At 40.9% G+C, this 25,628-nt stretch carries 20 protein-coding genes; 17 read left to right on the forward strand and 3 right to left on the reverse strand.

The window, feature by feature from the left end:
• The first annotated feature begins 141 nt into the window (after nucleotides 1-141).
• The 7 genes from topA to AACM45_RS12220 all read left to right on the forward strand — a co-directional run bounded on the left by topA (nucleotide 142) and on the right by AACM45_RS12220 (nucleotide 9,880).
• Entirely contained in the window at nucleotides 142-2,631 is a 2,490-nt protein-coding gene (gene topA, locus AACM45_RS12190) for a type I DNA topoisomerase (protein ID WP_339142998.1), read from the forward strand.
• A gap of 59 nt (nucleotides 2,632-2,690) precedes the next feature.
• On the forward strand, nucleotides 2,691-3,848 hold the full coding sequence (locus AACM45_RS12195; protein ID WP_339142999.1) for a formimidoylglutamase: 1,158 nt from the start codon (nucleotides 2,691-2,693) through the stop codon (nucleotides 3,846-3,848).
• Between the two features lie 122 nt (nucleotides 3,849-3,970).
• Nucleotides 3,971-5,335: a type IX secretion system lipoprotein PorK/GldK gene (porK, locus tag AACM45_RS12200; RefSeq protein WP_339143000.1), complete on the forward strand. Its 1,365-nt coding sequence runs from the start codon at nucleotides 3,971-3,973 to the stop codon at nucleotides 5,333-5,335.
• A gap of 90 nt (nucleotides 5,336-5,425) precedes the next feature.
• Nucleotides 5,426-6,076 (forward strand): type IX secretion system motor protein PorL/GldL, encoded by a 651-nt coding sequence (porL, locus tag AACM45_RS12205; protein ID WP_339143001.1) that lies wholly within the window; start codon nucleotides 5,426-5,428, stop codon nucleotides 6,074-6,076.
• A gap of 47 nt (nucleotides 6,077-6,123) precedes the next feature.
• A complete protein-coding gene (gene porM / locus AACM45_RS12210; protein ID WP_339143002.1) occupies nucleotides 6,124-7,695 on the forward strand; it encodes a type IX secretion system motor protein PorM/GldM in 1,572 nt (523 codons plus the stop codon).
• A gap of 15 nt (nucleotides 7,696-7,710) precedes the next feature.
• Nucleotides 7,711-8,613: a type IX secretion system ring protein PorN/GldN gene (gene porN, locus AACM45_RS12215; RefSeq protein WP_339143004.1), complete on the forward strand. Its 903-nt coding sequence runs from the start codon at nucleotides 7,711-7,713 to the stop codon at nucleotides 8,611-8,613.
• Between the two features lie 211 nt (nucleotides 8,614-8,824).
• Nucleotides 8,825-9,880, forward strand: coding sequence for an NAD(P)/FAD-dependent oxidoreductase (locus tag AACM45_RS12220; protein ID WP_339143006.1), 1,056 nt, complete (start codon nucleotides 8,825-8,827; stop codon nucleotides 9,878-9,880).
• Here AACM45_RS12220 and AACM45_RS12225 read toward each other — a convergent pair.
• Entirely contained in the window at nucleotides 9,868-10,257 is a 390-nt protein-coding gene (locus AACM45_RS12225) for a DUF983 domain-containing protein (RefSeq protein WP_339143008.1), read from the reverse strand. The two genes, AACM45_RS12220 and AACM45_RS12225, sit on opposite strands and share 13 nt — an antisense overlap.
• Nucleotides 10,258-10,355: 98 nt before the next feature.
• Between AACM45_RS12225 and AACM45_RS12230 the strand changes: the two genes are divergently transcribed.
• The 6 genes from AACM45_RS12230 (at nucleotide 10,356) to AACM45_RS12255 (ending at nucleotide 19,442) form a co-directional block, all read left to right on the forward strand.
• Nucleotides 10,356-12,266: an ABC-F family ATP-binding cassette domain-containing protein gene (locus AACM45_RS12230; RefSeq protein ID WP_339143009.1), complete on the forward strand. Its 1,911-nt coding sequence runs from the start codon at nucleotides 10,356-10,358 to the stop codon at nucleotides 12,264-12,266.
• Nucleotides 12,267-12,401: 135 nt separating this feature from the next.
• Entirely contained in the window at nucleotides 12,402-13,292 is an 891-nt protein-coding gene (locus AACM45_RS12235; RefSeq protein WP_339143010.1) for a leucine-rich repeat domain-containing protein, read from the forward strand.
• A gap of 150 nt (nucleotides 13,293-13,442) precedes the next feature.
• Nucleotides 13,443-14,579: an efflux RND transporter periplasmic adaptor subunit gene (locus AACM45_RS12240; protein WP_339143012.1), complete on the forward strand. Its 1,137-nt coding sequence runs from the start codon at nucleotides 13,443-13,445 to the stop codon at nucleotides 14,577-14,579.
• The gene (locus AACM45_RS12245; protein ID WP_339143013.1) at nucleotides 14,576-17,863 is read left to right on the forward strand and encodes an efflux RND transporter permease subunit; all 3,288 of its coding nucleotides are present in this window, start codon (nucleotides 14,576-14,578) and stop codon (nucleotides 17,861-17,863) included. The genes AACM45_RS12240 and AACM45_RS12245 overlap by 4 nt, the downstream gene beginning before the upstream one ends.
• The gene (locus AACM45_RS12250; RefSeq protein ID WP_339143015.1) at nucleotides 17,863-19,257 is read left to right on the forward strand and encodes a TolC family protein; all 1,395 of its coding nucleotides are present in this window, start codon (nucleotides 17,863-17,865) and stop codon (nucleotides 19,255-19,257) included. Before AACM45_RS12245 ends, AACM45_RS12250 begins: the two co-directional genes overlap by 1 nt.
• 2 nt (nucleotides 19,258-19,259) lie before the next feature.
• Nucleotides 19,260-19,442, forward strand: coding sequence for a CPXCG motif-containing cysteine-rich protein (locus tag AACM45_RS12255; protein WP_339143017.1), 183 nt, complete (start codon nucleotides 19,260-19,262; stop codon nucleotides 19,440-19,442).
• Between the two features lie 36 nt (nucleotides 19,443-19,478).
• On the opposite strand, the gene AACM45_RS12260 is transcribed toward AACM45_RS12255, so the two are convergent.
• Both AACM45_RS12260 and AACM45_RS12265 read right to left on the reverse strand, forming a co-directional pair.
• Entirely contained in the window at nucleotides 19,479-20,726 is a 1,248-nt protein-coding gene (locus tag AACM45_RS12260) for an OmpP1/FadL family transporter (RefSeq protein WP_339143019.1), read from the reverse strand.
• Nucleotides 20,716-22,029 carry a DUF4270 family protein gene (locus AACM45_RS12265; RefSeq protein ID WP_339143021.1) on the reverse strand — a complete coding sequence of 438 codons (1,314 nt, stop codon included), beginning with the start codon at nucleotides 22,027-22,029 and terminating at the stop codon, nucleotides 20,716-20,718. Before AACM45_RS12265 ends, AACM45_RS12260 begins: the two co-directional genes overlap by 11 nt.
• Nucleotides 22,030-22,249: 220 nt before the next feature.
• Between AACM45_RS12265 and AACM45_RS12270 the strand changes: the two genes are divergently transcribed.
• From AACM45_RS12270 to AACM45_RS12285, 4 genes are read left to right on the forward strand one after another with little or no spacing between them, the layout of a single operon-like run.
• Nucleotides 22,250-23,137: a hypothetical protein gene (locus AACM45_RS12270; protein ID WP_339143023.1), complete on the forward strand. Its 888-nt coding sequence runs from the start codon at nucleotides 22,250-22,252 to the stop codon at nucleotides 23,135-23,137.
• 25 nt (nucleotides 23,138-23,162) lie between these two features.
• Nucleotides 23,163-24,164 carry a Kelch repeat-containing protein gene (locus AACM45_RS12275; protein ID WP_339143024.1) on the forward strand — a complete coding sequence of 334 codons (1,002 nt, stop codon included), beginning with the start codon at nucleotides 23,163-23,165 and terminating at the stop codon, nucleotides 24,162-24,164.
• A gap of 18 nt (nucleotides 24,165-24,182) precedes the next feature.
• The gene (locus tag AACM45_RS12280) at nucleotides 24,183-24,536 is read left to right on the forward strand and encodes a DUF4907 domain-containing protein (protein WP_339143026.1); all 354 of its coding nucleotides are present in this window, start codon (nucleotides 24,183-24,185) and stop codon (nucleotides 24,534-24,536) included.
• A gap of 46 nt (nucleotides 24,537-24,582) precedes the next feature.
• Nucleotides 24,583-25,596: a sensor histidine kinase gene (locus AACM45_RS12285; RefSeq protein ID WP_339143028.1), complete on the forward strand. Its 1,014-nt coding sequence runs from the start codon at nucleotides 24,583-24,585 to the stop codon at nucleotides 25,594-25,596.
• The last annotated feature ends 32 nt before the right edge of the window (nucleotides 25,597-25,628 follow it).

Consider the following 25,628-nt stretch of genomic DNA (forward strand, 5'->3'; position numbering starts at 1 on the left):
CATGACGAAAATCTTAATGGTGCATCGGGAGTTGTAGCATAAAATATCCTGTTTTTGACAGGATATTTTTTTATGTACATAGGTGTCTAAAGATTTGAAATCAAAAAATTGATATACTTTTGTTCTCGCAAAACCCATTGAATGCCAAAGAATTTAGTAATTGTAGAGTCCCCTGCCAAAGCAAAGACCATTGAACGTTTCCTTGGAAAAGATTTTCAGGTAGAATCCAGTTTTGGCCATATCGCCGATCTTCCTTCAAAAGAATTGGGGGTGGATGTTGAGAAGAATTTTGAACCCAAATACATTGTTGACAAAGAAAAGAAAGCTTTGGTCACCAAATTAAAGGGCCTTGCAAAGAAAGCGGATATGATATGGCTTGCAAGTGATGAAGATCGCGAAGGGGAAGCCATATCATGGCATTTGGCCGAAGAACTGAATCTTGATAAAGACAAGACCAAGCGTATCGTTTTCAACTCTATTACCAAGTCGGCCATACAAAGGGCCATTGAAAATCCGCGTGAGATCAACTACAATTTGGTGAATGCCCAACAAGCACGACGGGTTCTTGATAGGTTGGTGGGGTATCAATTGTCACCCGTGCTTTGGAAAAAAATCAAACCAGGCCTATCTGCAGGCCGGGTACAATCAGTAGCGGTACGACTTATTGTAGAGCGTGAAAGGGAAATAGAGGTTTTTGAACCAGAGGCTTCATATCGAATAAAAGCAGAATTCAAAACTGGAAAAGGAAAGGTTTTTGAAGCGAAACTATCAAAAACATTTGCATCAAAGGAAGATGCGAAAGCTTTTCTTCAGAAAAATATAGGTGCTGATTTCGCTGTTTCCAAATTGGATAAAAAACCGGCCAAGAAATCACCTGCAGCACCTTTTACGACTTCAACCTTGCAACAAGAAGCTTCTCGAAAACTGTATTTCTCGGTAGGGCGCACCATGCAAGTGGCCCAGCGTTTGTACGAGGCAGGTTTGATAACCTACATGCGTACCGATAGTGTCAATCTATCAAAAGAAGCCTTGAATGCTGCCAAGGACGCCATTGTAGATAATTTTGGAGAACAATATAGTACGGTGAGGAATTATACGGGGAAGTCAAAGGGTGCACAAGAAGCACATGAGGCGATTCGACCCACCGATATGAAACTGCAGACCCTTTCGTTGGAGCGGGATCAACAAAAATTGTACGAACTGATTTGGAAGCGTACCCTGGCCTCGCAAATGAGTGATGCACAATTGGAACGCACCAATGTTCGAATCAAATCAAACTCGCATCAAGAAGAATTCACGGCCAATGGTGAGGTAATCAAATTTGACGGGTTCTTGAAGGTGTATTTAGAGGGCACTGATGACGAAGATTCAAATGAAGAACAAGAAGGGATGTTACCGGCAATGGTCGTTGGCGAAAAACTGGCTAACAACTACATCACTGCCACCGAACGTTTTACAAGACCACCTTACCGCTATACCGAAGCTTCGTTGGTCAAAAAACTGGAGGAATTGGGTATTGGCCGTCCCTCTACATATGCACCGACCATATCCACTATTTTAAATAGGGGCTATGTTGAAAAAGGTACTATTGAAGGTGTGGAAAGAAAATACGTCCAATTGCTATTGGAGTCCGATGCCATAAAAGAAAAGCCTTTGACAGAGACAATAGGCTCAGACAAGGGTAAAATGGTACCTACGGACATCGGTATGATCGTCAATGATTTTTTGGTGACCCATTTTACCAATATCCTTGATTATAACTTTACGGCAAAAGTTGAGGAGGATTTCGATGAAATTGCTGCTGGGGAAGAAGATTGGCAGAAAGTAATGAAGGCTTTTTATGAAGATTTTCATCCTACCGTTAAAGATGTTGAAGAAAATGCCGATAGGGCAAGTGGCGAACGCGTACTGGGTACCGACCCTAAAACGGGAAGACAAGTGGCCGCTAGATTAGGGCGTTTTGGCCCTATGGTACAGATAGGTACCGTAGATGAAGAAGAAAAACCCTTGTTTGCCAGTTTGCTTCCAGAGCAGTCGATTACTACGATTACTTTTGACGAGGCCATGGAGCTTTTTCAGTTACCACGCAAACTTGGGGTGTACGAGGGGGAAGAGGTTGAGGCCAATGTGGGCCGATTCGGACCCTATGTGCGATTTGGAAAGAAATTCATCTCCCTCGACAAAGGTGAAAGCGCCTTTGACGTAGATATGGACAGGGCCATTGAGCTCATCATTGCCAAACAGAAGGCAGATGCACCTATAGCCCATTATGAAGACAAAGAAGTTACCAAAGGGGTCGGTCGTTTCGGGCCATTCATAAAATGGAACGGCATGTTCATCAATGTGAACAAAAAATACGATTATGATAATCTGACCAAAGATGATATTGTCGAGCTGATCGAGGCCAAAAAACAAAAGGAAATCGAGAAGCTGATCCAAGAATGGCCAGAAGAAGGTATCCGTATTGAAAAAGCAAGGTGGGGCAGGCATAATATACTCAAAGGTAAGATCAAGGTAGAGCTTTCAAAAGATGTTGATGCGACAAAAGTTTCTTTGGAAGAGGCCAAAGCTTTGATTGAGAAAAAGACCCCAAAGAAAAAAACCAAGGCGAAGGCAAAAACCAAAAAATAATATTTTGTCAAGAAATTCTCGGATAAGACTTACTTTAACCTTTAACCTTTAACCTTACCATGGCATTTGATTTTTTGGTTCCCGTTAGTGATAAGGTGCTGGCGTTCTCCGAATTTTTACCACCGCAATCCCTAGGAAAAAACACATATAAGCACACAAAGAAAAAAGGATTGCCCGTGTTCGCCAATGCTTCAGTGGCTATTTTTGGGGTTTTGGAGTCTCGAAACGCATTTGAAAAAAAACCCGGAAAGTTGGATACTGACGGTATTCGTATCCAATTGTACCGATTGATGATGGGTAATTGGAATACCAGCATCATTGATATCGGTGATGTCGAGCCCGGCGAAACCGTTGAAGACACTTATTTTGTGGTCAAAGAAATTATCGCAGGTCTTTTAGAGGAAAAAATCATTCCGATCATTATTGGGGCAACCCAAGATATTACCTTTCCGACCTATAGGGCTTTCGATGGTATCAAAGACATGGTCAATATTGTTTCCATAGATAGTCGATTTGATTTTGGGGAAGATGAAGAGTTGATTTCCTCAGAATCCTACATGAGTAAGATCATAACCGACAAGCCCAATAACCTATATAATTTCTCCAACTTAGGATATCAGAGTTATTTTAATGCCCAAGAGGAGATTGATTTAATGGAGCGTTTGTTTTTTGATGCGTATCGCCTAGGCGAGATTGCCTCGACCATTTCCCTGGCGGAGCCTGTTTTACGAAATGCACATTTGGTCAGTTTGGATATGCGATCCGTTAGGGCAAGTGAAGTAGGGGTGCCTTCCAATTTTTCCCCAAACGGTTTTGACGGAAAAGAGATTTGTGCCATTGCCAGATATGCGGGTATAAGTGATAAGGTGGCTGTTTTTGGTATTTATGAAATAGAGAATACACCACTATCATATCAACTCACTGCACAGATAATCTGGTATTTTATAGAAGGCCTTAGTTTTCGAATTACCGAAGTGCCTAGTTCAAACGATGAAGATTTCACAAAGTTTACCGTACCGACCGACGCAGAGGAACTTGTTTTTTTCAAAAGTCATCTTACAGAGCGTTGGTGGGTCGAAGTACCCTCTATTTTACCAGAACATACTAAAACAAATTCGATTGCGTTATTACCATGCACTCAGCAGGATTATCTAGATGCTTGCAATCAAAAGATTCCTGAAAGGTGGCTCAAAGCCTACAAAAAAGGCTTTAACTAAACAGAAATATTTTTTGATTTATAAATTGTTCGAATACAATAATTTGTTCAAAAGCGAGTTTAGAGAATAACGAAAATTGTGTTTTACAGTTTGTAAACTAAATCGAAAATTTAACCTAAAGTATGAGAAAGCTATTGTTTTCATCTGTAGTATTTGTTTTGTTGCTCACAAGTTGTGGTTCAAAATCTAAATCAAAAGGTGAATTAGTTGGTGTACGGGGCAAGAAATGGTATCCTGAAAAACCATATGGAATGGAATTGATACCTCGTGGTTCATTTATAATGGGTAAAGCCGAAGAGGACCAAGCAAAAGTATTGAACGCGCCCACAAGAACCGTTACAGTCCGTTCTTTTTATATGGATGATACTGAAATCACAAACAGTGAATACCGTCAATTCGTAGAATGGGTGAAAGATTCCGTATCACGGACCAAATTGGCCATTTTGGCCGATGAACTGGGTCTGGGTCCAGAAGATGATGACACCATTGGGGAGTATGCATTCAAAAGTGCCGATACGACCAATTTATCCGTCTATGACAAGTATATGTTGGATAATTATGCCGGAATGGGCGATAATTATTACGAAGGCTATGCTTTGAACAAAGACGTTGATTTGGAATGGGATACATCCGATTACCCCGATGAGTACTATGCTGAGGTAATGGATTCATTGTATTTGTCTGAGGAAGAGACGTATAATGGTCAACGTACCATCGATGTCAAACAATTGAAATACAAGTACAATTGGATGGATATCGAAGCTGCGGCTAGGGCCAAGACGGGAAGCAGAAAAGATTTCATTCGTACTGAGGAATTTGAAATCTATCCCGATACGACGGTTTGGATCCGTGATTTTGAATATTCGTACAATGAGCCTATGCACAACGATTACTTTTGGCATGATGCATACAGTGATTATCCTGTGGTAGGTGTAAGCTGGCAACAGGCCAAGGCTTTCTGTCATTGGAGGACCAAATACAAGAATGACGACCAAAAAAGTCGTGGTAGGCAGTTCGTCAATCAGTTTAGATTGCCAACGGAAGCAGAATGGGAATATGCCGCCAGGGGTGGTATCGAAGGTGGTACGTATCCGTGGGGTGGACCTTATGTGATAAGCGACACGGGCTGTTTCATGGCAAACTTTAAGCCGCAACGAGGGGATTATGCTGCAGACGCCGCTTTATATACCGTAGAAGCGAAATCTTATGAACCAAATGAGTATAATTTATATAATATGGCCGGTAATGTGTCAGAGTGGACAAACTCTAGCTACGATCCCGGGGCATACGAATACGTATCTACCATGAACCCGAACGCTGGGTCTGGTCAGAATCAACGAAAAGTGATCCGTGGTGGATCTTGGAAAGATGTTGCTTATTTCTTGCAAGTAAGTACACGCGATTACGAATACCAAGATTCAGCAAGAAGCTACATAGGTTTTAGAACCGTACAAGATTACATGGGCGAAGAAGATTCGACCCAATAAGAAAAAGAAAATTGAAAGTATATATAGTAATGGGAACGCTATCAGGTCTTTTAACCAAATTCTTATTATAACTTAATTAAAATTGAAATTATGGCACAGTCAAAATCAACAAAAAAACTGTTTAACATGGCCTATGGCCTAGGTGCATCAGTAGTAATTATTGGAGCATTATTTAAAATCCTTCACTGGGAATTCGGACCACTTACCGGTGGATTGTTACTTGCAGTGGGTCTTATTACCGAAGCATTAATCTTTGCTATTAGTGCCTTTGAGCCGGTTGACGACGAATACGATTGGTCGTTGGTTTATCCAGAATTAGCCAATGGTGAAGCTAAAGCTGGTAAAAATGATGTTCAGCAAGCACAAGAAGCTGAAGGTATTTTAGGTAGAAAATTAGATGAAATGCTTAAAGAAGCTAACATTGATACTGAATTGTTCAATAGCTTAGGGGATAGCATCAGAAGTTTTGAGGGAGCTGCCAAAAATATCTCTCCTACAACCGATGCGATTCAGCATACTCAGAAATACTCTGAAGAATTGTCGCACGCTGCGGCCCAAATGGAATCTTTGAACAGTTTGTATAAAGTTCAGTTGGAAAGTGCTAGCAGACAAGCTTCCATCAATGAGGAAGTTGTTCAAAATGCCGGTGCATTAAAAGAGCAAATGGAATCTTTGGCAACTAACCTTTCATCATTGAATGGTGTTTACGGTGGTATGTTGTCAGCTATGAGTAAAAACTAATTAGGACCCCCAAATCAAATTATTAATCAAAACTAATTAGAAAAACCATGGCAGGAGGAAAACAAACACCACGTCAGAAGATGATCAACCTTATGTACTTGATCTTCATCGCGATGTTGGCATTAAATATGAGTAAAGAAGTGTTAGCAGCATTCGGATTGATGAATGAGAAGCTAGAGACTTCAAACGAAAAGATGACCGCAAGTAATGATGGTTTCTTTGAGGGCTTGGCTACAAAAGCCTCTGAGAATTCAGAAGAATATGGTGCGCTTTACAAAAACGCACAAGAGGTCAATAAGCTTTCAAATGAGTATTTCGCGTATTTGGAAGAATTAAAAACCGAAATGACCGCTGATTTAGAAGATCCTAAGGATTATGTGGTTATGGATAAGTCAGATTTCTTGGACGGTAAATTCTTTCAAGGAGACAATTTGACTGAAGAAGGTAAGAAGTTTTTGAACTTTATCAATAATTATCGTGAAGGGGTGGTAAACGCCTTGCCGAAAGATAAGTTTAAAGATATCAAAGAAGCTGTTAAGACCCGTTTTTCTACAGGTGATGCCGAAGGTAAGGTAGAGAAAAGGGATGGTACGCGCCAAGATTGGATCAACTATCATTTTGAAGGTTTTCCAATGGTGGCCTCGTTGACCAAGTTGACCCAGTTGCAAGCCGACATTAAAACCACGGAGCAAGAAGTATTGAAGAGTTTATTGGAAGGTAACTTAACTGCTGCCGTCTCCTTGAAAAACTTCACTACTTCGTTGAATGCCTCTAAATCTGCATTCTATAGTGGTGACAAGTATGACGGTAAGATCATTGTCAGTAAAACGGATAAGACATCCACACCGGTCAAAGCTGAACTTACCCTAGATGGTAGAAAGTTGACAGAAGGTAGGGATTACAAATTGGAAGCTGGTGGCGTCAAAATGTTAATTGGTGCTGGTTCTGCCGGTGACCATGAGATTGCAGGTACGCTAACGTTTATGCAAGATGGTAAAGAAGTGCCTGTAGAGGTTAAAAATTCTTTTGCTACCATAAACAAACCTAATGCTGCCGTAATTGCCGCCGATAAAATGAACGTGGTATACCGCGGGGTAGCAAACCCGATGACGATTTCCATTCCTGGAATTCCTGACAATAAAGTAACCGCGTCCGCTCCAGGTCTTAGACCGGTAAAAGGAAGTAGGTATGTTATGAATCCTGGTAAGGGTAGGGAAGTTACGATCAGTGCTTCAGGTGTATTGCCTGATGGACAGCGAATCAGTACTCCTGCTACATTCCGTATCAAAGATATTCCAAGACCTTCAGGTACGGTACGTGGTGAGCCTGGTAGCATCAAAATGCCAAGAAAGAATCTTGAGGTTTCTACGATCAGTGCCATGTTGGAGGATTTTGATTTTGAATTGAATATTGGCGTAAGCGGATTTAAGTTCAAAGTTCCAGGTCAGCCTACTGTAGTAGTGAAAGGTAGTAAGTTGAACGGTGCGGCCAAGTCGGCCTTAAAAAGGGCCCGTCGAGGTGATGCTGTCCAGATATTTGATATTCAAGCTTTCATCACAAACAACAAGAGTTACAAGCTGAAAAAAGTATCTCCTGTTGTGGTTGAGCTTACAAACTAAAAAGTATAGTTAATTATGAATTGGAAAAATGTTTTAGTAATTGTTGCGGTGGGTTTATTACCCGTGTCAATGGCTGCGCAGGCTAACATCTTGAATGCGAAGAAGCCAGAAGATGTCGGTAAGAAAACGGAAGCTCAGATTGCCCAAGATAACGATGCCCCCTTGGCGTATGGTTATGTTGATGACAGGGATATCCTCTGGTCAAAAACCGTATGGGAAACCATAGACTTGGATGAGCGTGTGAATTTTCCACTATATTACCCTACCGACACCATTGGTATCGGTGCCGACAGAAGGTCTTTGTACCATGTATTGATGAAGAATATCAAGAATGGAAATCTGACCGAGGTATACACGGATTCTTACTTTACCGAAAAGCGGAAGTTTGAAGACCTAACGGCGACCATGCAAAAGGTCGATACTACAGACTTGGGTTACGAGCAATTCAACGCAGGGGAACAAATCTCAGAAGAGTTTATCAACAAAAGGGATTTGGATGCTGCGGATATTGAAGAGTATCGTATAAAGGGAATGTGGTATTTTGATAAACGTCAGGGCGAGTTAAAGTACAGGTTATTGGGTATTGCCCCAGTGGCTCCGGATGTTAACTTTATTGACGATGAATCAGTCGATCCCAATGCAAACAAGGTAGAATTGTTTTGGGTATGGTACCCTAGCGCCAGACAGATCTTACATGAGGCCAAGGTTTTCAATAACCGAAACTCTGCGCAACCCATATCGTATGATATGTTGTTGAATGCGAGAAGGTTTAATGGGGTTATCTACAAAGAGGATAATGTTCATGGTGACCGTAAGATTGATGATTACGTATTCGATAACGCCTTGTTTCAGTTACTTGAAGCGAATAGGATCAAAGAGGCTATTCGAGATAGGGAGCAAGATATGTGGGCCTATTGATGAGAATCCAAATTTAAATTTGGTGGTTCGAATGTTTCCGAACCTTTTTCGGGGCGTGATTCCCCAAACATAGAATTTCCAATTCATTATAAATTAACGCCTCGATGGTCATACCATCGAGGCGTTTTGTTTAATTCATTTTTTTGATGTAGGGATCGAGAAATGGTGGTTCCGATTTATTTAATAAATCGTTGATGGTTACATTTGCGTCATGCTTGATTATATAATCGTAGGTCTGGGCTTGGCGGGGGTGTCTTTTTGCGAACGGTTAGAGGCAGAAGGTAAATCATTTCGTATCATAAGTGATAACTCACAACAAGCATCAATTGTAGCTGGCGGACTTTATAACCCTGTTATTCTTAAACGTTTCACTTTGGCCTGGAAGGCACGTACGCAGATGGACATGGCATTACCATTTTATGCCCATTTAGAGAAAAAACTGGATACAAGATTAGACTACAAATTACCGGTTTTGAGAAGGTTTGCCTCCATAGAAGAACAGAATGCATGGTTTGAGGCAATGGATCATCAAGATTTGGGGTATTTCTTATCCCCAAAAATCCTACAGAATCATAATCCCTGTATTGATGCACCCTACGGATATGGTGTCGTGAAGTATACGGGTAGGATCGAGACTAGGGAATTATTAAAAAAATACCATGCCTATTTGATTAAGAACGAACTGCTTGTTCAAGAGAAATTTGAATATGCACAATTGGCGATTGCCAAAGAAAGTGTCGCTTACAAACAGTTTGAGGCAAAACAAATAGTATTTGCAGAGGGATATGGTTTAAAGATGAATCCATACTTTCAATATTTACCCATGAATGGAACCAAGGGAGAACTGTTGACGATCAAGGCAACGGACCTCAAAGAAGCTAAGGTCATCAAGTCTTCGGTCTTTATTATTCCGTTGGGGAACGACTTGTACCGTGTGGGAGCGACATATAAATGGAAAGACAAGACGAATACCCCCACGGCAGCCTCTAAAAATGAGCTGCTTGAAAAATTGGATTCGTTTTTACAATGTGATTATCACGTAGTGGATCATGTGGCCGGGGTGCGCCCTACCGTGGTGGATAGAAGGCCCTTGGTCGGTCGGCATCCTAAAATTCAAAACATGTACGTATTGAACGGGTTCGGATCTAGGGGAGTGCTCATAGCCCCATATGCCTCCCAAAATCTTTTTGATCATATCGAACATGGGGGACCGCTAGACCCAGAAATGGATAGCGCAAGGTTCACCGAAAAATATCATTTAGGTTGATCTTTCAGGTTTGGATCGTATTTAATGAACAGATTGATCCAAATATTTCTTGATAACCTAATGATTATGGGCATAAACACGATTAGGGTAAGTACTATGGCAACGAAGGTATTCATCAATGAGGTTTTGAATATCAAAAAGGCCAGTACGAATGTCGCTACTGCAAAGGCCACACCAACACCATAACTGACATACATGGAGCCATAGAAAAAAGAAGGCTCAATCTTATACTTGGTATGGCAATTAGAACAACGTTCATGCATTTTAAAGAGGGTGCCCAAGGCATACGGATTTTGATTTTTGTACATACTCTCGGCATGGCATTTAGGACAACTTCCTGTTAAAATACTGTACAATTTGCTTCCTTTTTTTAACATTTGCAGCTGTTTAAGGCAAAGATAGAAATTGGTCAGGTTTCAATACCTCGTAGTAATATTAAAACCTGATTTCATAATAGTGAAATTATATAGCACCTATGCTCAATATCCATAACCTTTCCGTCTCTTTCGGGGGGGAGTATTTATTTGAAGAGATCGCATTTCGTTTGAATTCGGGTGATAGGGTCGGACTTATTGGAAAAAATGGTGCCGGAAAATCTACCCTACTCAAATTATTGAGTAAAGAAATGAAGCCTGATTCGGGTACCATAGCAGCAGATAAAGAAGTAAAGATCGGATTCTTGAAACAAGATATTGATTTTAACCTGGGCAAGACCGTACTGAATGAGACCTATGAGGCTTTTGAGGAAATCAAAACACTTGAACTTAAGTTAGAAGGTATAAATACCCAACTGGCCGAAAGAACCGATTACGAAAGTGAAGGCTACAACCAATTGATGATCGATTTAAATGAGGTCTCACACCATTACGAAATACTTGGGGGCTATAATTATCAAGGTGAGACGGAAAAAGTACTTCAAGGCCTAGGCTTCAAAAGGGAAGACTTTGACAAATTGACCGAAACCTTTTCTGGGGGTTGGCGCATGCGTATCGAGCTCGCCAAATTATTATTACAAAAAAACGATGTGCTTCTTCTTGATGAACCTACAAACCATCTCGATATAGAATCCATTATTTGGTTGGAACAGTTTCTAAGAAATTATTCAGGGGCGGTCGTCATCGTTTCCCACGATAAAATGTTTTTAGATAATGTGACGAATAGAACTATTGAGATATCCTTAGGTCGTATCTATGATTACAACAAACCCTATTCAAAATATTTGACCCTTCGCGCCGAAATAAAAGAACAGCAATTAAATGCGCAGAAGAACCAAGAAAAGCAGATTCAGCAAACGGAAAAGCTCATTGAGAAATTCAGGGCAAAAGCAACAAAGGCCTCCATGGCACAATCGTTGATCAAGAAATTGGATAAGATCGATCGTATCGAGGTAGATGAAGATGATAACAGCGTGATGAATCTACGTTTTCCCGTATCCATCACACCGGGCAAAGTTGTTGCCGAACTCGAAAGACTTGCTAAAAGCTATAGTGAAAAGCACGTTTTGACTGGTATTGACCTGCTTGTCGAACGCGGAAGTAAAACTGCTTTTGTAGGTCAGAACGGACAAGGGAAAACGACCCTTGCCAAAATAATGGTAGGCGAATTGGATTATACGGGCACCTTTCGATTGGGCCATAATGTACAGATTGGATATTTCGCCCAGAATCAAGCAGAATACCTAGATGGCGATAAAACGATACTTGATACGATGATAGATGCCGCCAATGAGGGTAATCGCAGTAAGGTACGTGATATTTTGGGTTCTTTTTTGTTTCGTGGTGACGATGTGGATAAATACGTAAAAGTACTATCAGGGGGTGAGCGAAATCGGTTGGCCCTGGCAAAAATGTTGTTGCAGCCTTTCAATGTTCTGGTGATGGATGAACCGACCAATCATTTGGATATCAAATCTAAAAACGTACTTAAACAAGCCTTACAGCGTTTTGAGGGAACCTTGATCTTGGTATCCCATGACCGTGATTTCCTTCAAGGACTTACGGACAAGGTCTACGAATTCAAAGACGGACAAATAAAAGAATATCTCGGTGACATTGACTTTTATTTAGAACAACGAAATGCAGCTAACTTTAGAAAGATTGAGCTTAAGGAAAAAGTCGACGCGAAAAAGAAATTGGATAAACCCGCCAATGAATACGAAAAACAGAAACGGCAAAAATCCTTAAAGAATAAATTGAGCGGTATTGAGAAAAAAATAACGGGTCTAGAAAGTGAGATTGCCGAATTCGACCATGCACTTTTAATGGATTACGACAATACCGTCGCAGACCCCGGTTTCTTTGACAAATATAATGGGGCAAAAAAGCAGTTGGACGCTTTTATGAAAGATTGGGAAAAAATTTCCGTACAAGTCGAAAATGAACAATAAAGTAAGAATAAACTTACTTTACCACAAGATTCATCACTTTCACCACAATTTTTAGCGATTACACTTATTTTATTTGGTGATAGTCATGGGTTCCTATTTATTTGTAGGTAAATTCTTATAATTATAAAGGCTGATATGAACCGAACCACTATTTTTTTACTCTTATGGGTCGCTTGTATAAGTTCAACGACTGTTGCAAGCACCATTTCTACGCAAGAGAAGAAGGCATTGCTAGACCTATATGCGAGTACAAATGGTGAGAATTGGTCTACAAGTTGGGATTTGGATACACCAATAGCGAAATGGAAGGGGGTTTCGGTAGAAAATGATCATGTGGTGGCCATTGATCTATTCAATAACAATCTCAGCGGAACCCTACCTGAAAGCATAGGGTTACTTAAACACTTAAGACAGCTGAATCTAGCCTTCAATAGCCTTACCGGTGTTCTGCCTAAAGACATCGTGAATTTAACCGAGTTGAGGGTTTTGAAGTTAGAGATGAATAGGATAAAAGGTTCATTGCCCCAGGGCATTGGTAATCTCAGTGAGCTAGAAGAACTATCATTGTTCAACAATTTTTTGACCGGTCCTATACCGGAAAGTCTGGGGAATTTAAAATCCCTGAAAGTGTTGAATTTATCTAGTAATAATCTAAAAGGTTTCATACCGGTTTCAATCGGTGACTTAAGTAAATTGGAAGTACTGGGCCTTTTTGAGAATAGCCTTGAGGGAGCGATTCCCCAAGAAATGGGTAAGCTGGGAAAATTGAAGGAATTGGTCTTGGCCAATAATAAGTTGGGTGGTGAGATTCCTACGGAGTTTGGTCAGTTGGCGAGCCTTAAGGTTTTGCAAATACAGAACAATAGGTTCGAATCCTTCAAAGGATTACAAGCAATGGATTCAAAACAGTTTTTGGTCTTTGATACCGATGATAAGACATTGAACCTTTATAATGAAATCAATCTTCAACGTGCACGTACCCGAATGGCCGATACGAAGTTTGAAGATGATGACGATAATGAGTAGTTAGTTATACTTTAGTTTGTTTGGTTCGGGGACGCAGAGGTGTGTCCCCTTTTTTGTTCCATGGTTTTGGGCCTGGCCCGAACATTTATGAAATTTTTAACCAAGAAGCTATACGGTTGCAATAGTTTTGCAGAAACTAATCAGACCCTAATGCGTAAAACAATTCTCTCAGTTATATTGGGTATTGCCGTAATCGTAGGTTCCATACTCATCTCCAAATTCATAGTTGACAGTAAAGAAAATCGTCGGCCCCAACCGAAAAAAGTAGTTAAGACCGTTTTTGTCGACACAGTCGAGAATACTACCGTGGCCATTAAAGTTCCGGCCAACGGTAACCTTGTTGCCAAAAACCGTGTGGAATTGTATGCTGAAGTACAAGGGGTACTTCGAAAGGGAAGCCATCTCTTCAAAACGGGACAATCCTATTCTGCCCGTCAGACCCTTATTAAAATTGACGCATCTGAGTATTATGCCACTGTACAATCGGCAAAAAGTGAGTTGTACAACTTGATTACATCCGTGCTTCCTGATTTACGATTGGATTATCCTGAACACTTTTCAAAATGGCAGGGTTATGTATCCAATTTTGATTTGAACAAGACCACACCGCCATTGCCTGAAATAAGTTCTGAAAAAGAAAAATTCTTTATAACGGGCCGTGGGGTTTTTAGCGCCTACTACAATGTTAAGAACCTTGAACAACGTCTATCAAAATATACCATAGCAGCACCGTTTTCCGGGGTGCTTACCGAGACGCTCGTTACTGAGGGTACCTTGGTGCGGGCAGGGCAGAAGTTGGGCGAGTTTATTAAACCTGATGTATATGAGCTTGAAGTGGCGATTAGTAAGTCGTACGCTGATTTTTTAAATGTCGGCGAAGAGGTCACACTTAATAATTTAGGGAAAACCAAAACATATACAGGTAAGGTGGTTCGCATAAACGGACGGGTAGACCAAGCCTCGCAAACCATTACCACATTTATCGAGGTCAGTGGTGAACGCCTTAAAGAAGGTCAATATCTAGAGGCCAACCTCAATGCCAAAAATGAGGATAATGCCATAGAGGTCGATCGTGCCCTGCTGACCGAAAACAATCAAATTTATGTGGTACGTGATTCAATCTTAGATCTTATTGATGTATCACCCATTTATTTTTCCGATAAAAAGGTGGTTTTGAAAAATGTACCAAATGGTGAAACCATAGTTTCTAGACCGGTCGTTGGCGCTTATTCAGGTATGTTGGTGAAGGTTTACGCAGGTGCGAATCAAGAAAAAGCTTCAAAATGAGAAAGATAATTGAATATTTCATCAAGTACCATGTTGCGGTCAATGTCATAATCGTAGCATTCTTGGTATTTGGTGTAGTAGGTGCATTATCCCTAAAATCCTCGTTCTTTCCGCTTACCGAATCAAAAAATGTATTGATCAGTATCGTATACCCCGGGGCGTCCCCTCAAGAAATTGAAGAAGGGATCGTATTGAAAATAGAAGATAACCTAAAAGGGTTACAGGGTGTAGACCGGGTTACGTCGACCTCTAGAGAAAATTCCGGCTCCATCAATGTTGAGATTGAAAAGGGTCAGGATATCGATTTTATGTTGTTAGAGGTAAAGAATGCCGTTGATCGTGTTCCTACCTTTCCTACGGGTATGGAGCCTTTGGTGGTTTCCAAATTGGAAGCTGTTCGTCAGACCATAAGTTTCTCGATAAGTGGCGAGAGCATAACATTGGCGACCTTGAAACAAATTGGCAGACAGGTAGAAAATGATTTAAGGGCGATGGAGGGAATATCCCAAATTAGCATTTCAGGGTATCCAGAAGAAGAAATTGAGATTGCCGTAAATGAAAATAGTCTATTGGCCTATAATCTATCTTTTAATGAGGTGTCCCAAGCCGTTGCCAACGCCAATATTTTGGTTACGGGCGGTAATATCAAAACAAGTGCCGAAGAATACTTGATCCGGGCCAACAATCGTTCTTATTATGGCGATGAACTTTCAAATATTATCGTGAGGGGCGATGCCTCTGGAAGAACCGTGCGCTTAAAAGATGTAGCTACGATTTCAGATCGTTTTTCCGAAACTCCGAATGCGACCTACTACAATAGCGATTTGGCGGTAAATGTCACCATTACAAGTACGAATACCGAAGATTTGATCGGGTCGGCCGAAAACGTAAAGGAATACATAGAGGAATTCAATCAAAAATATAACAATGTTGAGCTGAACGTTGTAAGTGATCTATCGACCACCTTGACCCAAAGAACCCAATTGCTCACTGAAAATGCGGTAATGGGTATGATTTTGGTATTACTGTTTTTATCATTGTTCTTGAATACAAGACTTGCTTTCTGGGTTGCTTTTGGTCTGCCGGTCGCCTTTTTGGGGATGTTCGTATTTGCACCAATGCTAAATGTTACCATCAATGTATTGTCTTTATTCGGAATGATAATAGTCATCGGTATCCTAGTAGATGACGGTATAGTCATAGCAGAGAATATTTACCAACACTATGAAAAGGGTAAGAGCCCCATTCAAGCGGCTGTTGATGGTACAATGGAAGTAATTCCACCCATCGTTTCGGCAATCATCACTACGATTCTTGCTTTTTCGATATTTCTATTTTTAGATGGTCGTATAGGGGATTTTTTTGGTGAGGTATCGGTAATTGTAATCCTGACCTTGGTAGTTTCACTTGTAGAAGCACTGATCATACTACCAGCCCACTTAGCACACTCAAAGGCATTAAGTCAGCAAAGTGATGGGCCAAAATCAAAAATTGGCCAAGTGTTTGCCAAACTAAGGGTAGTCAATAAGGCAGGGGACCAGTTTATGGGTTGGATGCGTGATAAACTGTACAGCCCGGCCCTAAAATTCACATTGGACTACAAGTTATTGACATTTGCCCTGTTCATAATGGCCTTGATGTTGACCTTCGGATCTATTGGTGGGGGAATTATTAGAACCGCTTTCTTTCCCAGAATTGCAAGTGACCGTATCGCGGTCGAGCTACTTATGCCTAATGGGACCAATGAAAAAGTTACGGATTCCATCATCAGTCTGATAGAGGAAAAAGCAGTATTGGTCAATGAAGAGTTGACCGAAGAATATTTGCAAGGGGCCGATAAGATGCTTTTTAAGAATATGATTAAGAATGTGGGTCCTGGTTCTTCAACGGCCACTCTGGTAATTAATTTACTGCCGGGTGAAGAGCGACCTGATGCCATTCGCTCAGATTTGGTCACCACTCGCCTACGCGAATTGGTTGGCCCAGTAGTTGGGGTAGAAAGTCTGATATACGGCTCAGGGGGTAATTTCGGGGGTGATCCCGTGTCCGTTTCATTACTCGGAAATAATATCTCGGAACTTAAGGCGGCTAAAAAAGAGCTAAAAGCGGCATTGTTAAGCAATGACTTATTGAAGGATGTGGCCGATAACGACCCTGCGGGAATTAAGGAAATTCAGTTAGACCTAAAAGAGAACGCCTATCTTTTGGGGCTAGACCTCCGTACTGTGATGAACCAAGTAAGGGCAGGGTTTTTCGGGGTTCAGGCACAACGCTTTCAACGGGGCCAAGATGAAATCAGGGTTTGGGTTCGATATGACCGGGAAAATAGGTCATCGATTATTGATTTGGATGAAATGCGAATCGCTACCGCTTCAGGGGCTAGGGTGCCACTTAAAGAAATTGCAACCTACAGTATTTCTAGGGGGGACGTTGCCATCAACCATTTGGAAGGACAGCGCGAAATTCGGATAAGTGCCGATTTGAAAGATGCCGAAACCACCAGTGCACCTGATATCTTAACTTGGATACGGGGTGAGATCATGCCCGATATACAGTCAAAATACCCGACCGTCACCGCCTCATATGAAGGTCAGAACAGGGAACGTAACAAGTTGACCGATTCATTGAATTTCGTTGGTCTGGCCGTACTTTTTTTAATCTACCTAACCATTGCTTTCACGTTTAGAAGTTTTAGCCAACCTTTGTTGCTATTGCTATTGGTGCCTTTTAGCTTGACGGCGGTCTCTTGGGGCCATTGGATCCATGGTTTTCCGATTAATATTCTATCGATGTTGGGTATCATCGCCCTAATCGGGATTATGGTGAATGACGGTTTGGTACTGATCGGTAAGTTCAACAGTAATTTGCGGGAGGGAATGGAATTTGATAAGGCCCTTTTCGAGGCAGGTCGTTCACGTTTTAGGGCTATTTTTCTTACCTCGATCACTACAATTGCAGGTTTGGCACCCCTACTTTTGGAAAAAAGTAGGCAAGCCCAATTTTTAAAACCTATGGCCATCTCAATAGCCTATGGTATCGGTTTTGCCACGGTTTTGACTTTATTGATGTTACCGCTCTTTCTTTCATTTAGCAATAATATCAAAGTAGGTGCCAAATGGTTGAAAACCGGTAATCAAATCAGTAAAGAAGAAGTGGAACGGGCCATAAAGGAGCAAAAAGAGGAAGCCCACATGAGCGAAAGCAAAAGTACTAATCTAAATGGTCATCACCCAGGTACTTCTTACGATGATAAAAGTGAAAAAGAACTAGAGGAAATTTTATAATGCGAGTAAAAAACTTCTTAACGGCCACAATCCTTGTGGCTTTAGTGAATTCCAGCGTTGCACAAGACCAAATATTATCTAAAGAGAAAGCAGTTCAACTTACTCTTGAAAATAACTTCGGAATCATAATAGCAAGAAACAACGTCAAGGTGGCGGCCAATAATAAAAGCTTTTTGAACTCAGGCTTTTTGCCAAGCCTTATCGGTAGCGCCGGTGCAAATTACCAACGTGATGACTCTACTTTTGAGTTTCCAGGGCAATTTTTATCGGATGCCGAGGGAAATCCACTTATAGATGAGCAAACGGGTGACCCCGTTCCTAGACCGGATGCAGAGTTGAATAAAGCTGAGGCCCAACGGTATAGTGCAAGGGTAACGGCCAATTACACCCTTTTTGACGGGTTGGGAAGACTGTATGACTACAAACGCTTAAAAGAAGAGTATAACCTTTCAGAACTTCAAGCTAGGGAGACCATTGAAACCACGATGCTACAACTTTTTACAGTTTATTTTGAAGTGGCGCGCCTATCCGAGAATATCGGGGTGCTTGAAGAGACTTTCGCCAATACGAAAAATAGACTGCAGCGGGCAGATTATAGTTTCGAATATGGTCAGACCAATAAATTGGATGTTCTAAATGCCGAGGTTGATTTGGTCAACGATAGTATCAATCTAATGAATGAAAGGCAAACACTTCGAAATACCCAGCGCGATTTGAATCTATTATTGAATAGGGATCTGCAAGTGACCTTTGCGGTCGATACTACGGTAATATTCGCCAATCCCTTGATTTTAGAGGATTTTTTAGAGCAGGGGGAAAGCAATAACATTCGAATGTTACAGGCTGAAAAGAACATTACGATAAATGATTACAACCTAAAGGCGGGCAAATCGGTATTCTTACCAACCGTAGGATTGACAGGTTTTTATGGATGGAACCTCAATCAAAATGCACCTAGTGCTTTCTTTCCCGGGGTCAATGTAAACAATAGAAGAAACTTTGGCCTAGGGGCTACCTTAACCTGGGACCTTTTTGATGGTGGTAGCGGAATAACACAGATCAAAAATGCCAAGGTATTGTTAGAGAGCCAAGAGACCTTGGAGCAACAGATAAAACAAGAGGTAAAACGGGATATTGCGAATGCAAAAGGGAACTATAACAACCGTTTGCAGATATATCGTTTACAAGAGCAAAACGTAATTACCGCTACCAATAATTACGATCGTTCAAGCGAGCGTTACAAATTAGGCCAAATTAGTTCCGTTGAACTTAGACAGGCCCAGCTAAATCTATTGAATGCAAAAACCAGTAAAAGCCTGGCCAAGTATAACGCCAAATTGGCCGAGTTACAATTACTTCAACTCACAGGTCAATTGCTCAACGTGGACCTTTAACAATGTTCGAGTATTTTTTTCAATGTCCGTATTGTTGGGAAGAAATATCCATGCTGTTGGATACTTCCATCACGCATCAAACTTATGTTGAAGACTGCGAGGTATGCTGTAACCCCATTGAGGTAAGCCCACAGTTCGAGGCAAATGAACTGCTAAGTTTTGAGGCAAGAAATATAGAGCAGTAATTGGTTTGGCAATAACCTACATCAAACGGGTTAAGATTACTCTACCTTACGCTTCAAAAACCAAAAATCCCTTAGGCTAAAATTGATATTTATGGTATTAAAAGCCTCTTGTACCAAAATACCATTTGATGAACCACTTTCTCGGTAGGTGTATGCTAGATTTAATCTTAATCGGCCAACGGGGAAACCGATACCTCCGGTTATGGAAAAACTGTTGATGGCTTCATTGTTGACTTCGAGATAACCACTATCATAATTAAAACCAGCCCTGAATTGAATACGCTCCCAATACCTAAAACTATCGGGGTCTTTCATATATTCCGCACCTATGGCTACAATATCTTGATCAATAAAATCACCGATATTATCGCTTTGACCAGTAGCGTTCCAATAACTCTTTGTGTAATCGAGATTAAAATTTAAATACGGTAAGGGCCTAAATGCGACTCCTGTGCTCACTTCAAGGGGCAGATCAAAATTAGGGATGTCAACATCATTGGTGTTTTCAACAGTACTCGGTGCAGGCACTAAATCTATTATTTTTTGAATACTTCTATCCCTTTTCCCATTAAGGGCGGTAGGCAATTGCCATCGGGTGCCAAATGAAAACGTATTGCTGAACTTGCCTTGTAAACCTACCTCGACCCGTCCACCACTATAGACGTTTGTCTCCTCAACGGTCAACGAACTTACACCCGCATTGATGCGCTCCGTTTCCGTAATGTTACCAAATAAGTACGAAAGGCCAATACCTGCTTTGACGTAGTCGTTGATACGATACCCGTAACTTAACTTCAAATCACTGATTCCACCCGAACCAAAAATACTACTGACAAAGCTATCAAGGGAACCCTCTATATTACTCTCAATACCCACAACTGCATACCCCACATCTGATAAGGGATCCAAAGTAAGTCCAAACCCTGAGTTTTTATCAATACTTGCGGCTATGGCAATACTTGAAATATTTCCGGCAAGCCTTCTTTCGTCATTGTTTCCACTCTCGATACGACTAAGTTCGGTTAAAATGCCAATATCAAATAGAAAATTCTTTTTTGGGATTCCTGCAAAGGCAGCTGGATTGAAGTTATTGATAAAATCCGTTGCTTCAAGGGCATATCCCCCTTTGCCTAAGGCATTGTTTTTTCCTATATTGGAATTGGTTCTGACCCCAAGTCCGAATAAGGAATACGGGGACCCCGTAAGGTTGTTTAACTGCGCAAACATACCTAATGGCACTAGAACCATGGCTATAGGTGCAATCCAGTATTTTCTAATCTTCATATATCGCATAGGTGATTATCAGTTTCGCTTCTGAATCCTCGGTGTTTTCACCGTTTATGAGAATGCGATTTACAGAATCATTGAAGTTGTTCGGAAAGAGGACCAATGCATCTTGAATTATAGGTGATTCGGCAAGCTTGCGGTCTACATAGATGCCCAACTGGATCTCATAAAAGATTTCATTGAATTCAATGTCATTTTGGTTTGTTACGGCGAACACATCGCCGTTGCCATTGGCCAGTGTTTCGGTGATAACGTTATTCCTATCAACGATGGTAACATTTAAAGAATCACGAATGGGCAACATATCGTCAAACGAGTTTTGTGGTGGCGTGAGCTGCAACACGGCACTCAATACCGTTCCGTTACCGGGTATTTCACCTATTCCCCTAATAGTTGGAAACACTATTCGTGTTGCAAAACCTATACCCGATTGTATATAGCTGACATTATCGCTCTCGGTGGATTTGAGGTTGATTTCTTGATCGGTGAGTTGTGAAAGAACCGTTTCTGAAACATCACTTTCGATATTGTTGAATGCCCTGGGTACACCAATATTTTGGTTTATAAAAAGGTCAAAGGTGCCTTCTTCTTCATCAAACTCCTCCGGTATGGAATAAAAGAAGCGCAAATAGCTATTCTCCATATTTCTTGAAAAACCTATAATGGATGCATCTTCGTTTTTCCCAGGCACTAGGGTAAAACCTTTAAAAAGTTCCCTTAACTCATCATCTTCATTGATCTCATTTTCTTGTATTAAGTCGAATATTTCTTGACCGAACGCCGTAGGAATTGAAATGTGTAATGAATCTTCATCAACAGGTTCAGGAAAATAGTTTCTCGAGGTGACAGGTATGCTGTCAAATTTTAATGTACTGGTGTTATAGAAAAAACCTTCTTCAGGTTCTAAATCTTCCAGAATTTGATGCACATTGATTTGCGAAAGCCGTATAGTGTCATTGTAAAAATAACGGTCATAGCCTAAAATAAGGGCAATACTGTCTAATTCGGCATCATCAGGCAAGCTATAATTGGTCGTGGACAATTCAAAATAAGGCTGACTCGATACCGTTCCAAATAAGGAATCAATGTACCTGCCAACCAATAACCGACCAGAACTTGAGCTATTGATGCTATCAAATTTGAATGTTGACAATTCAACCGTAAAGGTGTCAATGGTAATCACCCTTACATCAGAATCGGTAAATTCTTGACCTACTTCAAGTGCCGCTCGTTCCCTATCTTCTACCGAACAGGATATATACAGCATTAGGGCAAATAGCACACCCAGAAAGCTTCTCATATTCTACTATTTGAAGACAAATTAATGCCAACGCATACTTGAATTGAAGTATGATATACCTATAGGCCTTAGATATAGACCAAACAAATCATTCTGTCTATGAATAATGACATACGTACTTGTCGATTAAATGTTGTGTCTAGTATAGGTAGTTGCACCATTGGTATATTATTTTTCCAAGGCCTTGTTTCCACTGGTATTTTTAGGCAAAAGTTACTAATTGGATAAACTTGTATTAAGCGTGTTGTTGTGCTATTTTATAACGGAAGGAGGTACGGCCCAAAAAAAGGAAAAATCAGGGTTTGCAACTTTTCATTACGATATGGTGCCTGAAGTTGGTGAAGCCAGTTGGAACCAATATTCGGTTGCCTTTAACAAAAGCTTATTTTCTTTTAAAAGACAGGAATTAGGATTCGTGGCCGGTTACCGGAATACCACGTACGATTTTTTTGAAACGGCGATTCCATCGGTAACCAAAGCCTTTGAAGAAATACATCTAATAACCGGAGGTTTTTTTTACCGTCATGATCTTCAAAGAAATTGGGGGTTTGAAGTCACATTCTCACCTGTAATCTCATCTACGCTTGACAGCGGTATTAGTGGGGCAGACTTTCAATATGGGGGCAATGCCAACATACACAAAATATGGAATACCAATGATGGTAAAGTGACGGCACTTAAACTGGGGGCCGGTTATGGCACTGCGCTGGGGCAACCGAGCTTTTATCCCGTTTTTTCATTTATGACCACATTCAATCGATGGTCCCTTGAATTGGGCTTTCCGGGGAGTTCGATTACCTATGATATCACCCCAAGGCATGATTTGTGTCTAAATGCCGAATACCTTGGGTCGTACGCCAATATCCAAAATGGCTTACCAATTGGTCAAGAAGTCTACAACGATAGCAAATTGGAATACGAGGCAATTGATCTTGGTGTTACGCATAAATACAGGTTGCAACCCAATTTTACCTCGGTATTACGCATGGGCTATTTGATGGATAACAATCTTAGGCTTCTGAGCGGGAATGAGCAGCAACTAAATGAATTTAACACTTCGGAATCCATATACTTTTCAATGGGATTAATACTAAATTTTAACAATTAGAGCGATGAATATGAAAAACGAGTTCATGAAAAAGAATCAAACTGCCTTTATGCGATTGCCGATGATCGCAACGCTATTTTTACTGTTGTTCGTCAGCTGTTCAAGTGATGATGACGAAGAAGAATTGGGTAATTGGATAGACCGCTCCGTTCTTGATGGTACCCCTAGGGGTAGTGCCGTTTCTTTTACGATAGGCAATAACGGATATATGGGTACGGGATATGATGGCGATGACTATCTTAACGATTTTTGGGTATACGATATCGAAGGAAATTTTTGGAGGCAATTGGCAGATTTGCCAGCGGTGGGAAGAAGCGCTGCCGTTGGTTTTGCCTTGAACGAATCAGGATATATAGGACTGGGTTTTGACGGTGATGACGAACTGGGGGATTTCTATAGGTATAACCTTGCATCCAACACATGGGTTCGTATTGCTGATTTCGCAGGTGCCCCACGAAGGGGGGCCATTGCATTTAACTCGACAACCAATGGATATGTCGGTACGGGTTATGATGGTGATAATGACCGGAAGGATTTTTGGAAGTATAATCCAACAACCGACAGTTGGGAAGAGCTTATAGGCTTCGGTGGCACCAAAAGAAGGGATGCAACTACCTTTGCCATTGGTGACAAAGTGTACGTCGGTACCGGGGAATCCAATGGTTTGGATCAAGTGGATTTTTGGGAATTCGATACTACTTCGGAAACGTGGACCGCACTTCTTGATTTGGATGATGATGACGATTATCGAATTTCAAGAAGTAACGCAGTCGGTTTTACCATTGGTGGATTGGGGTATTTTGCATGCGGTGAACGCGGAATCAACACGGTATCCTCGGTTTGGGAATACAACCCCAGTACGGATCTCTGGGAAGAGAAAACAGAATATGAGGGGGTTTCAAGACAAGGTGCCGTTAGTTTTTCTAACGGGGCACGGGCCTTTGTAGCCTTGGGCAATAGTGGAAATCTATTTCTTGATGACAACCGAGAGTTCTTTCCGTTTGAAGAAGAGGAAGAAGATGATTAATAACGAACCAGTTTCTTTATGTTGAGCCAAGCCAAATATATTGTAATAAGCATTAGCATAGTGCTACTGATTATTTTCCTCGGGTTTTTTATGGTGGAGAACGATACCACCGATTTTAAAAAAAACGCTGCTATTTACGAATTGGTTTCGGCAAAAGAAGATTCAGGGGGGTGGTCATATAAAATATTCTATCGTCGGCAATTATTGATAAAACAAGAATACATACCTGCGGTAAGCGGAAAACAGTTGTTTTCATCAAAGAAAGATGCGGAAAAGGTTGGAAAACTTGTAATCGATAAGTTAAAAAGTAATCGTTCGCCAACGATTACAATAGTCGATTTACAAAACTATCGTGTTAAATTTGAAGAATAACTGGCTTCATATCGTATCGCTGGGTAGAAGCAAAATGAAGAAATCTTTGAAAATTAAGGAATTTTGGATTCATATAATTGCATGGGTCTGTATCGCAACGTTTCCATTATTTGTATCCATATCACTTTTTCAAGAGTATGAGCCTGGGATGTTTTTAAGGATAAGTTTTCCTCCCTTGTTGTTCTATATGAATTACAGCTTGCTAGTACCAAAACTTTTGTTGAAGAAAAAGATGGTGGCCTATGTAGGTGCCTCTATATTGTTCTTGGTGTTTTTTATCCTTTTGGTGAATCAAGTCAATTTCTTTTTCCCTGTAAGGGGTTTTGGAGAGATTCAAAATTTGTTGGGCGAAGACCAGCTACGGCCGATTCAGTATTTTTCTGCCACATTTATTTCATTGGCCTTTTTCTTATTGGGTGGGCTTATGAAGTTAATCAAGGATTTTTATAATAGGGATAAAGCCCAGAAGGAAATTGAGGTACAACGCGCGGAAACGGAATTGGAGTTTTTAAAGGCACAATTGAATCCCCATTTTTTATTCAATTCCCTGAACAGCGTATACTCCTTGGTCCGCAACCAGTCAAAAGAAGCCCCGGAAGCGGTAATAACCTTGTCGGAATTGATGCGGTATATGCTCTATGAGGCAAACCAAAATAAAGTATCCTTAGAAAAGGAAATTGAGTATATCAAGAATTATGTGTGTCTGCAAAGACTCCGTATTTCAGACAGTCAGAACGTTAAATTATTGATCAAAGGGGATTATTCCGATAAAATGATCGCCCCTCTTTTGCTCATCACCTTTATTGAGAATGCCTTCAAATACGGAACGGATTTTAAGGGTAAGACCAAGGTTGAGATCAAAATAGAGATCAATGGGGATCATCTATATTTTAGGACATGTAATTTAATTGGGCTTCAAAGAAAAGATGAGCCTAATTCAGGGATTGGCCTTAAAAATGTTGAGAATCGATTGGATTATCTTTACCCAAAGGCCCATGCCTTGGATGTGCAAGAATTTAACGGGGAATATATAGTCGATTTGCATATCACCTTGGTTTAAGTCGTGCCGGGGAGCATTGTGATTCGAAATGT

This window comes from Croceitalea sp. MTPC5 (assembly GCF_036985505.1).
Lineage (GTDB): Bacteria > Bacteroidota > Bacteroidia > Flavobacteriales > Flavobacteriaceae > Croceitalea.